The sequence below is a fragment of the Bradyrhizobium huanghuaihaiense genome (assembly GCF_025200885.1).
GTDB classification, from domain to species: Bacteria; Pseudomonadota; Alphaproteobacteria; order Rhizobiales; family Xanthobacteraceae; genus Bradyrhizobium; species Bradyrhizobium huanghuaihaiense.
Genome location: NZ_CP104172.1, coordinates 7,987,432 through 7,999,452, shown reverse-complemented (window position 1 = coordinate 7,999,452; position 12,021 = coordinate 7,987,432). Strand labels below are relative to the sequence as shown.

General features: G+C 57.1%; 9 protein-coding genes. 2 read left to right on the top strand and 7 right to left on the bottom strand.

The window, feature by feature from the left end; all coding sequences use genetic code 11:
- The first annotated feature begins 248 nt into the window (after nucleotides 1–248).
- The gene (locus N2603_RS37645) at nucleotides 249–1,058 is read left to right on the top strand and encodes a LuxR family transcriptional regulator (RefSeq protein ID WP_260386147.1); all 810 of its coding nucleotides are present in this window, start codon (nucleotides 249–251) and stop codon (nucleotides 1,056–1,058) included.
- 66 nt (nucleotides 1,059–1,124) lie between these two features.
- The gene (locus N2603_RS37640) at nucleotides 1,125–1,346 is read left to right on the top strand and encodes a response regulator transcription factor (RefSeq protein ID WP_260386146.1); all 222 of its coding nucleotides are present in this window, start codon (nucleotides 1,125–1,127) and stop codon (nucleotides 1,344–1,346) included.
- Nucleotides 1,347–1,682: 336 nt separating this feature from the next.
- Here N2603_RS37640 and N2603_RS37635 read toward each other — a convergent pair whose 3' ends face one another.
- The 7 genes from N2603_RS37635 to nodD2 form a co-directional block, all read right to left on the bottom strand.
- On the bottom strand, nucleotides 1,683–2,408 hold the full coding sequence (locus N2603_RS37635; RefSeq protein WP_260386145.1) for an outer membrane protein: 726 nt from the start codon (nucleotides 2,406–2,408) through the stop codon (nucleotides 1,683–1,685).
- A 444-nt stretch (nucleotides 2,409–2,852) separates the two neighbouring features.
- Nucleotides 2,853–3,125, bottom strand: a complete 273-nt coding sequence (locus N2603_RS37630) for a hypothetical protein (protein ID WP_260386144.1) — start codon at nucleotides 3,123–3,125, stop codon at nucleotides 2,853–2,855.
- Nucleotides 3,126–3,811: 686 nt separating this feature from the next.
- Entirely contained in the window at nucleotides 3,812–4,177 is a 366-nt protein-coding gene (locus N2603_RS37625) for a NolY (RefSeq protein WP_260386143.1), read from the bottom strand.
- Nucleotides 4,178–6,191: 2,014 nt separating this feature from the next.
- On the bottom strand, nucleotides 6,192–7,223 hold the full coding sequence (locus tag N2603_RS37620) for an LLM class flavin-dependent oxidoreductase (protein WP_260386142.1): 1,032 nt from the start codon (nucleotides 7,221–7,223) through the stop codon (nucleotides 6,192–6,194).
- A 557-nt stretch (nucleotides 7,224–7,780) separates the two neighbouring features.
- A complete protein-coding gene (locus tag N2603_RS37615; RefSeq protein ID WP_260386141.1) occupies nucleotides 7,781–8,893 on the bottom strand; it encodes a branched-chain amino acid ABC transporter substrate-binding protein in 1,113 nt (370 codons plus the stop codon).
- Nucleotides 8,894–9,145: 252 nt separating this feature from the next.
- Nucleotides 9,146–9,865, bottom strand: coding sequence for a MerR family transcriptional regulator (locus tag N2603_RS37610; RefSeq protein WP_311741572.1), 720 nt, complete (start codon nucleotides 9,863–9,865; stop codon nucleotides 9,146–9,148).
- Nucleotides 9,866–10,750: 885 nt separating this feature from the next.
- The gene (nodD2, locus tag N2603_RS37605) at nucleotides 10,751–11,740 is read right to left on the bottom strand and encodes a transcriptional regulator NodD2 (protein WP_260386139.1); all 990 of its coding nucleotides are present in this window, start codon (nucleotides 11,738–11,740) and stop codon (nucleotides 10,751–10,753) included.
- Between the last annotated feature and the right edge of the window lie 281 nt (nucleotides 11,741–12,021).

Genomic DNA, 12,021 nt, shown 5'->3' with positions numbered 1-12,021 from the left:
GACCGCCGGTGATCACCGATTTAGCCAGTACGCTATCGGTGAGCTCGACCGATCACTTTGCCTGTGCAACGGCGCTTCGATTGCGGCATGGCGTTCAGCCTGGGACTAGGGATGATGGTGGCAGCTCGGCTGTTTGAGGGGACGATCATGCCGGCGCAGCCAGCGGCGGGGCAACGAATCCGGGAATGGCGTCTGACGCAGGTTGCGGCGCTCAGGCTTCACGAAGAACAAACGCAAGGGTTCAGGTCATGGAATTGAATTTGGCTCCGCCTGAAACAAGCGCAAGCGAACACACTGACAGGGAGCTTGATCGAGGTTCTGAGGCGCCCATCAGGGATCTCTTTAGCTTCACCGAATGCGCGAACCAGACGCATTCGCTCAGAGCGCTGTTCCAGCTTCTTGTAAGCTGTGCCACCGATGAAGGGTTCAGTGAAGTCGCTTTCGGCGCTCTCAACTTCGTCGAGCCACTTCGGCTAGTGGAGTATCCACCTCCGGCTGTGGCTGTGAAGTGGCCGCCAGACTGGTGCGACCGGTACTTCAAACGCGAGTACCATACTATCGATCCGGTGGTCCGGAGGACGCCGATGCTCGCGCGGCCGTTTTTGTGGGATCAACTCGCCGACCACTATCAACTGCTACCGGACGAGAGACGCGTATTGGACGAGGCGAAAGAGGCGGGCCTGAAGCATGGCATGAGCGTGCCATTGTTTGGCCCTGCGGGTCGAGTATCTGTGGTGTCGTTTGCATCCGCGTCCGACGATGCTGATCCTCAGGACCGCATCGGTCATCTCAACGCGCTGGCCGGGCAGTTTCACAACGCCTATGGCGAAATCGCTCGTCCCTGCAATAATGGCTGCGAAAGAAAAGTTGCACTATCGCAGCGGGAGATCAATTGCTTGCGGTGGGTGGGAGAGGGGAAATCGTCATGGGAAATTGGGAGGATCCTGGACATCAGCGAGAATACGGTCAATTTTCATATCAAAAATGCGATGCGAAAGCTGGATGCGACCAGCCGGATTCAAGCGGTCATTATAGCAATTCGCCTCAATCTTCTTTGAATTCATCAGTCGAATGGAACGAGCACCACGTGCCAAATCTTGCTTCAACTTCTGGCAGGTTAATCGATGCCCCGCGATAATGGTTGCGAAAGAAACGTTGCATTATCGCAGCAGGAAACCAGTTGCTTGCGGTGGATCGCAAAGGGGACATCGTCTTGGAAAACGGGGGAGATCATGGACATTAGCGAGAATACAGTCAATTTTCATATCAAAAATGCGATGCGAAAGCTGGGTGCGAGCAGCAGGACTCAAGCGGTCGTTATAGCAATTCGCCTCAATCTTCTTTGAATGCATCAGTCGAATGGAACAGGTGCCAAATCTTTCTTCAGCTTCGTCTGGCAGGTTAATTGATGCTTATGGAGCGACACAACCTGAGGCGGGGAAAGGTTTCAGACTTGCCTTAAGAAGTGTTGTATTTGTGGCTTCGCCGAAAGTGCTATCAAATGTCGTGTCGACACCGCCAGTGTTGAGGTCAGGCGGCGTCGTTCCATCCAGCCGGTGATCGCTGCTAAGACGAACTCGGACCTTGGTGCTTCGGAAGTGCGGCAGGGTTGCCGTGAACGTGTGAAGAAAGAACCCCGACCGCGGTCGGGGCTCCCGATTCACACAATCGCGTGGAGATCACTATTTGGCAAACCCCGGGCCGAACTTGTAATTGAGCCGTGCCGTGACGAGATCGACGTCCTGGTGGACGCGATCGGCGGCAACGGCCGCTGGGAAGCTTACGTTGCTGCGCTGCATGAACAAGTGGGTATACTCGAGGCCAGCTGACCAGCTGGGCGCGAGGCTGACTTCTGCACCGGCGCCCAGCGCGCCACCCCAACGCACATCATTTTCATTGGCAATCTCGGTGCCAGTAGCCACCGAGTTCACGTGATAGGTGTTGCTGGTCACCGCAGCACCGCCCTTGGCGTACAGCAGCACGGCATTGAACGTGTAGCCAATATGGCCGGTGAGCAGGCCGAAAGCATCTGTCTTGGTGCCAATGGTGTCTGCTGGGAAGGCGGCGCTGACATTGGAGCCGCTGAAGTCGGCCCAATTGCCCTGGCCTTCGATCCCGTAGACCATGTTGAAGATGTGCCAACGATAGCCAATCTGGCCGCCGACGGTACCGCCAGTCGAATTATGGCAACCCTCGGGAGTGACTCCATTGAAATCCCAGCAGTTGCGGCTCGTTCCCCAGCCGCCATTGACACCGATATAGTAACCGGACCAATCGATAATTGGAGCTGCGACCGGCAGCGGTGGCGCCTTGACTTGGACGGGCTGCCCGGCGAGGTCCGCGCCGAGTACGGGAGCGGCCGCACTGAGTGCGCCGATGCTTGCGGTCAGAATCAGAAAATTCTTCATTCGAGTGTCGTTCCTTTCGATGCCCCTCCGGCGCCGTGCGTTTAACAATATGATCGCGAATTGCTGTAACTGCCGCACAACATGTCTTCGAAAGAAATGGGTCAAATCGCACGCGGCGTCAGATTGTGACAAAGGCCACTCTGCGCGAACACGTCCCCTGCATGCGCGCTGTTCAAAGAGTTCGGCAAATGAAGGCCGCTGATCGAAGACGCGTCTCGGGCGCTCAAGCTCATTATTCCGGCAGGAGGGTCGTGCTGCCGCTTGCAATCGTGGGGCGATGCGGCGGTGACCGATCACAGGCGTGGATCGCTTTGGCTCCGGACCTATCTTAGGTGCAGCACGATGCGGGGCTGAACATGAGTGGAGGAAGGTCAGCTCGACCACGCTCTGCCCCGGCTATTTTCCCGCCGCATAAGGTTCCCAAAAGCCTTAGCGAAGCCGAACTTATATGGCAGTAGAGGTGCAAGCGGCTTGTTGCTCCGTCGAGGGCGCCAGTTCAGCCCGCAAGCTGCGTATCGCCTCGTTTGCCAGGTTCAAAACATTCCGTTCGCCTTTGCTTATCGAAGACTCAAGGAAAGTGCGCAACCGGCTATGGAGGACCGTCTTGAGATTATGCGCCAGCAACGGATCCTTCTCAACAAAGCGCCAGGCCTTATCAAATGCGACGCTCACGATAGTATCTGTCATCTGCACTTGTTCGGGTAAGAACGGATCCATCTCAACACTCCACGACGTCCTGATACAAGGAGGTACCTTGGCAAAAGCTAACCGAGAGCCTGTGGCTTGTCCCCAGAAAGTAAGATCAGAGCGGCAGGACGCTCGGACATCGAGCTGCTCTCGGTGGTTCAATGAATTTATAGATGTTTGTTGAAATTCCGATGACCCCGCAGTCGTATTGCCAGGCGCAATTTGAATAATTCTGAAGCGGCTGAAACGGGCACGCGTTGTTCGCACGGATTCTTGCCGAAGTGCTCTTGTTGCTCGGCAACTGTCAATAATTGTGGCTCTTCCTGCAATCGGAAAATCGGCGCCACGCCAATCACGACGAAAGCCGAACACAATGAAAATGGATCGTTCCGCTCATCGCAGACTCAAGCTAAGAAGCGTTTATGGAAGCGTGTGGTGTTTTCCGAACACTGCTTGTTTGCTTTCTGACATGTGTCCGCGGCCCGTCATCCTTTGCTCGGCCCTGCGCGTGGTCTCCTGGTCTCGGTGCAGCTCCAGCTTTCTAGCATGGTGGCGAACAGTTGCGATTTGGAAAAGCCAGCGGAACCGGCGCGCTTACGGGACCGTCAGCCCATAAACGCCAAGTCGTCGATCCCTGGTGCGTACGGCCGCAGAACTCAGCCCAACGATAAAGGTCAATAAGCGCACCATCAAGCGCAGAAAACGCAAATGAAATCTCAGTCCGTTGCTGAACGTGACAGAATTAGTTTCGCGATCTTCAGTTGATTGGCGGGAGTACGGAGCTCTGCCGGTAATGCTGCCACGGCCTGATCGAGAAGGCGTCCCAAAACCTGAAGGTCTTCTGGGTAGTAAACGCCACGGTCTCGTGACAGTCGCGTCGTTCGCCGGTCGCTAGCGCGACCCCCGCCCAGCTGGCCGAGCTCCACTTCCGCCGTTATCATTTGGTTCGTGAGTGCGTTTAGCAGTCGGATGGCCTCGAGCTCGTTGCCTTGTTCGCGTATGAGGGCGGCCACGATGTCGAGTTGCAGGTCGACGCGTTCCTCGAGGTCCTCTGCGCGTGAATTGGAAGGGTCAAGTTCCACGGTGTCGCTCCAAAGTGGTTAAATGCAGGCAGCAGGCTGATTATCGGTTGTGGCAGACGGCGATTGAACGAATGGCTGCTGCACAAGGCAAGGTGCGCACGCACGGTCGCCGAAGGGGGGAGGGTGGCGGGCATGTGCCGCGAAACGACCGCAAGGGCAAATCGACGGTATAGAACGCTCCGAACTGGTTGTAGATGGCCCGTCATTTGATTAGACCGTCGAGCCGGTCCAGCGCCTTGGGCAGTGGCAGTGACTCCAGCCAGCGGGGACACCGCTAATGACGGCAAGTCCAGAAGCCAGGCCCGAACTGCTGCGGGATTGCTTACTGCCTGACATAGCGATCTCGACGGAACCGGAGGCCTCGCTAGACAGGGGATAACCGCGGCGGGATATCGTCGAAGAGCGCCGGCGCATACAATGAGATAGGGTAGCGTCAGTCTGTAGAAAGTGGGTGTGGGGGCGGCCCACCGACGAAGACTGTGCATGCGAGCAGAGTGCGAATCCACGATCACACGACGTATGGGGGTGGGCAGTAAGATCGCGAGGCTGGTCTCATCACGTCGATCGACATCAGTGCCTCGTCCTGGCCGGAGGATATGTCGCTTGCACTTAGCCTGGTCAGATAGCTGATCGCACTGCTTTGTTTGAAGGCCGCGACAGCGGCGGATTGTCGACGCTGCCCACCTGGTCCGGGCGAAAAGTCCAGCCCGCACCGGTGTAGAGGGCAGTTCGCCTGCCGGAATTTTATGCAGCGCACGCATTTACTTTGGCCAAGCAGTGTGCGTGAGAGCCGATCTTCTTGGAGAGCCTTAGTAAGATTGCAAAGGGGGAGGCGACAGCGCGATAGATTGCGCGCCGGACGTTGCGAACCGCCATCCGACTGGATTTGCGCCGCACGCGCCTCGATTCCAAAGTTTGATGGGGGTCGATGGGGATGCAGCCACGAGAAGCTTGAGTCGGCCTGCGACTATGCAGAAAGCAAAAAGGATCCATGGTCACACGACATTCGTGAAATGTGCTTTCCGGAAACCGGCGATCGACTTATGGGGTATTTGGCTGAAATTGGTAAAATCGAAAGTGTTGATGGGATGCATTCAGTTCGTGGATCGCGTACGCGCGCAATCTCATCGCCTAAATGGACTGCTTAGTGTTTCCCGCTTCTTGGTTCAGTGAGTTTAAGGGCCTTGAGGCCAGCCGGCTGATTCGTTGATGACCGGCCATGGTAGAGAAGACAAAAATCGCAGCGAATACCTCGAAATTGGACTTCAGATGTCACGAGGGTGTCACAAAAACTCCATCGATCGGCGTAAGCCAAAGAGAAGGGCATGGAATCTCGACGCCGACTATCCACCAGCTCCGGCTCCCGCAGATGCAGGATGACCCAATCGCTGGCCTTGATGATCGAAGCGGACGAAGAGCGTCCCCTGCGGATGAGTTGATAAACGCTCGCAAACACTACCTAAGCCAAAGCTCGCTCCCAAATAGAAGCGGCAGGCGGGTCAGATATCGCCGATTTTCTCCGGTATAATTTGTACCAGGCTACCCGCAACCATGAGCGCCTGTGGCTTCGCATCTGAGAAGTTGGCAGGCCAATCAAGCGTCAGGCTCCATCTGTTGTCCGCCGGTACTACAAGCGTGCCGCCGGTTGGCCGCATACAGGTGACAGTCCCCTTTTATGCGGCCGCCTTGCTCGATGTAGATGCCACAATAGCGCTCGTTTCCAACATCGACCGCACAATCTTGCCGTTGCCGACGTAGACGGCACCGCCGCCGGTTCGCCCGCGCCGACAGTCCATTGCGTAAAGCGCGCACAGAACGGAAAGATTCTCTTCGAACGCCGAGTTTCATGTGCCGAAGTAAGGAGAAGCGCCGTCAGGAACGGTGAATGTTTGATCGTTGCCATTGAGGCTGACGATCGCGTTCGCGCCCAGGACAAACGACAACGAAAATCGCATTCGGACAAACCTCGGTACGCCAGTCTCCTTGCCAAGCATATGATTCCCCAATGTAGACATTAGCCACGAAAGCTATCGAGAATTTCAGCTTTGATTGCGGTTGCCGTGTACAGGGAGATCTCCAGCGGAAGATTTCCAAATGCAAGCTGGCAAAGCAAATAGTTGGCACCCGCCTCTTCCATCTGATGAAGAAGAAGCTGCCGGACGGAGGCTGGCGTTCCAACGACACACAGTTCGCTCTCAAGTGCTGCTTCGAAGGTCAGCGGAAGGGCAGGCGGGGCCGGAATGGCATTCAGGTCGTAAAGAAACTTGAAGCTCTCCAGCCATCGCCCATACGCAGTTTTGGCCGCCGCATGAGCGTCCTGGTCAGACTTAGCAACTACGACCATGCGGAGCAGGCCGAGAAATGGCTCGCGGCCGTGTGCGGTTGTAGTGTGGGTTCGTTGGGAGCGGTAGGCCTCCGTAACTTTCCGGACAACAGAGGCGGGGCCTATGCACGCCAGATTGGCGCCATTTGCAGCGGCCCACTGCGCCGACTCGGCCCGATTGCTGGCGATCCAGGTCGGTGGATAGGGACGTTGATGGGGCCTCAAGGTTAAGGGAATTTCGTTCAGCTCAAAGTGGTGTCCCTGATAGGATAGCGTAGGTCCCTTCAGTGCAATATTCAGGATTTCGCTGGCTTCAGTATAACGGCCTGGTGCGGCTTCTGCACTGATGCCGAAATAGCTCCATTCGATCGGCTGGGAGCCGCGGCCGATCCCGAGTTCGAGCCTGCCGCCGCTCAACTGGTCAAGCATGCAGATCTCTTCGAATGCGCGCAATGGGTGATAAAGGTTGAGCAACAGGACGAGCGGACCAAAGCGCAATTGCCGGGTGCGCTGCGCGAGGCTTGATAGAAAGAGGTTCGGCGAGGGCCCCCTGCCATGAGGTGTGCAGTGGTGTTCGGCCAGGTGATAAGCGTAGAAGCCCAGAGAATCACAGACCTCCGCCAGCTTGAGACGATCTTCATATTGTCGTGCGGCATCTCGACCGTCGTCATCCAAATGGTCGAAAATGCCGCACGTTAGTCTTGAAGGAAGGCCACTCTTCACTCGATCAATCTCCGATTATGGCCGGGGCGGCGAGCCCTGGTTGCTTCATGCCGTCGCCCTCAAAGAGGTGTTGCTCCTCATTTGACGGCTTAGGCTTTTCTCTTTGGATGCGTGGATCTGCCGTTGCACGTGTGATTGGGTCACGAGAATGCGTGGATGGCGGTCCGGCAGTTACTTTGAAAAGAGGTGGCGAAGCGCCTCCACACCGAGCATGTGCTCGACCAGAAGCATCTTTAGCTTCGCGTTCTCCTCTCCTGGGCCTGCCCCAACGCTTGGCCGCAGAAACGTCCATGCCCGAACCTAGAACAATTGGGGCGCTTTAGAGGTCATGTGCCTGCGAGCCCGGATCAGCGAGACAGGGCTACTATTTGTCTATGGCGGGACGCAGCGCCTCCTTCAGTTCGACATCAGGCAGCTCTGCGAGGGCTGCAGCGAACGCGACGAATGCAACGAAAGCAGCAAGAATAAGAGAGCTTGCGAGTATCGCTGCTCCAATGTCCTGAGGGCGTCTTATCATCCGTGTCACTTCGGGTTCGGGGAGGCGGCGTTGACATCAATCAGTTCTGCTCGACAGTTTCAACACGGCCGTCGCGCCAGCGGTAAACCAGAAAGTGAGGAACCGCATTGTCTCCCTTTATATCGAACCGGACTGGCCCAATCACGGTATCGATCGCCCGTGAACGAAGTGCGCTGGCCACTCGCGCAGCATTGAGCGAGCCGGTCCGGTTCACCGCCTCTGCCCATGCTTGCACGGCGGCATAGGCGTAAAGCGTGTAGCCCTCAGCGGACAGGTTGGAAGCTTTGAGTCCGGCTACCACGCCGGCCGCATTGGCGTTCTTGGCGGGGTCCGGCATGAAGGTAAACAACGTGCCATTTCCAGCGGTGCTGGTAATGGCCCAGAACTCAGAGGTCATCAACGGATCGTTCGCCATGACGATGAGGCCCGCTCCTGCCTCTGATGCCTGGCGCACGAACAAGCCGATTTCGGTATGATAGCCGCCGATATAGACGACGCGCACCCCATCCTTCTTCATTCTTGAGACCAGCGCCCTGTAATCCTTTTCGCCGGCTACGTAGCTTTGCCGAATAACTTGTTCACCGAACCTCTGAAGCTGTGCCTCAACCACGTCGGCAATACCCTTGCCTGCGGTGCTCTTGTCGTCGAGCACTGCGATCTTGGCGTTAGGGTAGTTCCTGTGAATGTACTCAGCGGCAGCGGTGCCCTGTTGGTCGTCGCGGCCGCAGATGCGAAAGACGGTCTGAAGGCCTCGTTCTGTTAGTTGTGGATTTGTCGAGCCGGGGGAGACCTGAATGATGCCTGCTTCGGCATAGATGTCGGAGGCTGGGATCGACGACGAGGAACAAAAATGGCCAATTACCAACCGTACCCGCTCGGTTGTGAGCTTATTCGCGACTGCGACAGCTTGCTTCGGGTCGCAGGCGTCGTCGGCGACACTCATAATCACCCTGGTATCGGGAAGTAGGCCCGACGCGTTCAACGCCTCGACCGCCGCGGCCGCGCCATCGCGCATTTGCAAGCCGAACGCAGCGCTGCTTCCGCTCATCGGGCCAGCCACGGCAATCTTGACTTCGGAGCCGCGCGCAGGCGAGGCGAGGGCGCAGAAGAGAAGCGCTGTACTCGCAGCAGAAGCGTAATGCCTATTTAACATTGTAGAGCTCCCAATGCTCATCTGAAATAAAACGCCAGCAGCTGTGATCAGACGTGCCTGCAGGTCGAGGCCACCTGCCAAGCGAAGCGTGCGTTGCGACCACGTAAGAGCCTACAATTTGACGTTACGTGCGGTTCAAGCCCCGTTTGAAGGGAGTCTCGATCAAGGCGTCAACGAGCCCGGGACCGGCGAGGCCATGACGATCTGTCCGGTCGAATCCGTAAAACTGTCGGCCAGCATCAGAGCCGCCGATCAGCCAAAGTACGGCTGATCTTCCAACCCGCCAAGGGCGAGATCGAGATATTGCATGAGGCAGGGATCCCAACCAGCCAGACTACGGGGAGCGCTTAATCGTGCAAGTACCTTCAGGATCATCGAAACCCGTGAATCGGTTCCGGCGATTTCGCTGATTAGCAGGCGTGCTGCAACTGCGACAGCTTTTGCCCGCTCGCCGCAAGGGTGCTCACCCCGATCCATACAATCACGCAGGTCGTCGCGGATCCGCCGCCAGCGCTCCTCGCGGTCTGCAGCCAACTTGCAGCTGCATCGGGACGTCTGACTACGCGTCTCGACCCGCGACATGGCATTCAAGGTGGCAGGCAGCTCATCCACACTTACCTGGATCTCGCTGTTGATGGTCATGTTGCGCAAACGATCTCGCAACAGAGTTGCCCGAGTGACTTGAAGTTCTATCCGCTCTAGATGTTTGCGCAGAAGGTCAGTGAGTGAGGTCGTGCCCTCCATAGCTTTACGGATCTCGACAAGCGAGAAGCCAAGCTCACGTAGCGCCCGGATCTGGTAAACGCGCTGGACGCTTTCGCGGTCGTACATCCGGTGGCCACCGTCAGTACGCTCTGAAGCTGCCAGGAGCCCGGTGTGTTCATAATGATGCAGCGTGCGTACCGTTACTCCGGTCGCCTCTGCAAGTTCGCCAATGCGCAATCGACGCCTTCGTGGTGTAGCTTTGCTCATGTTGCTCAATTTCAAAGCCTACAACCTGACGTCACGTGCGATTCAAGGTATTTCAAAGCTCTAGCTGGATCGTCTTCCATTCCAGCGCGAGAGTGGTGACTATCCTCAGAATGGCGGGGGATCAACCCTGAGGGGAAATGGTGATCAACAAGTTCGTCAGGCATGCCAGTTGAGCATCGGTAGCCGCTGTACGCTCCAAGATGAGTTTGGCGATCGCAGTGCAATTTTCCGGAGTTTGCATGGATGGGGGTAGTGCGGCGACCGCACTATCATAAAGGTTTCCCAGGGCGGAAAGCTCTTCCGGATCGAAAACGCCGCTGCATTGCTCCAACGTTCAGCTCCTTGTTCGTCATTGCGTCATGGCAGCGCACGTCGTCAAGACGTTTGGCGGCGTTAGGGCAAAAAGAGGTCAGACCTGCGGCGCGGGGCGACGAAGATGCGATGTACTCCAGGCTGATGCGACAGGGCAACACGCGGGCGCGATGCTTGCTTGGACAGCGCATGAGATCGTGGTCATGTGCATGATCGATGACCACGACGCTCGCTGGGGATGGTGGTACGACTCCGAAACACGAAGAACCGTCTCCGCTCGTCGGGAGCCACTACTGATTCGGAGAGTTGACGACGACGTTCAGCGCCGATCCTGCTGTATCGAGGCAGGTGCGCACGATGGCCAGGTGCAACGTACGTCCCTTTTTCTAAAAGCAGGCCAACGGTCCACCGCCGCTCGCACGTCGCGTGCAGACCTACACAACGTCGTCATGAGAGCCGTCCGCTGCGACGATCTTTATGGAACGACCATGAATTCGAGCGAGGAGAACCCAAATCGCTGTGCGTTGAGACATTCGTTGAGATATGAGGTTCGCACATCTTTGCGGACGTCCTTTACGACAACGGCGAGGCAGATCGTGCGGAATCTCCGGCAGCATCCGCTCGTTCCGAAGTGCAGATGAAGGGCTCTTGTCCAGTGGACATGCGGGTAGCCTCCTGCAACAATATCTCTCGCATCCACAGGCTTGCCGGGTCGCTATTGTGCAGCACGGGCCATTGGACCGCCTCAGTGAAGGCGGGGAATGGCTGCGGGAGCTCGGCGATTCGAAGGGGGATCGTTCGTTGGAAATGCTTTACGAGCCCTAATGGCATCGTCCCTATGCGGTTCGTGCCTACCAGCAGGGGCGGGATCATGCTGAAGCTCTGCACGAGAATGTCGATGCGCCGATTGAGGGCGAGATCGAGTAGAAAGGATTCCTCGACCGGCGTCTTGCGCGCGCCTCCGAGCTTAACCGCAACGTGGCCCATGGACATATACCGGTCAAATGTGAGCCGCCGTAGCAGTTGGCTGTTGGTGCAGCAACCTACGCAGACGAGTCTCTCCTCGAATAGAGCCGCCCTGGGGTGCGCGGTGGACATGAATAATTCCGGCAAGATAACAAAATCGACTTCGCCGCGGCGGAGAAGCTCATCGTGCTCATCAGTGAGCGCGACGAGTTCGAAGCTGACGGCAGGTGCTTCTCGCGCAACGCGCTCCACCACATTTCGAAAGAACACTATTGTTATAAAATCAGAAAGGCCGATCCTGAATCGCCGGTTCGATCGAGCTGGGTCGAACACGTCCCGCGCGATAATTGAGAGGTCAATGTGCATTAGAGCCTCGCGCACAGGAGCTGCGAGTCCTTCTGCGCGTGAGGTCGGGACGAGTTCCCGCCCCCTCATTCCAAACAGCTCATCACGGAAATAGGAGCGAAGCCGGGCGACGGCAGCGCTCATGGCCGGCTGACTAAGGTTGATCTTGCGTGCCGCTGCGCTGAGGTTGCGCTCGGTCATTAGAGCATCCAGCGCGACGAGGAGATTTAGATCCAGACCTTTGAAACGCATGTCTTCTTATCCGGCACGAACGTAATTGCGGCGCATACAACGAGCGGTGAGGGCTGCGTCTGGAGAGGTCCTACTCACTCACCCGAATGGACGTCGTTCCATCGTGCGATCGCGAGAAGACGCTCGCGAAATGACCGCAACAATAGAGAGCAAGGCAGTAGGCCGGCCAGCAGCGGCCGGAAACCGTCAGGAGTTCCGAAGCTGATCGGCCTCGCTGCTTCCAGCGAGCCACGCAACGGGACCCGGTCAGTTGGTTAATGGTAGATCAACCCAGTGTCCGG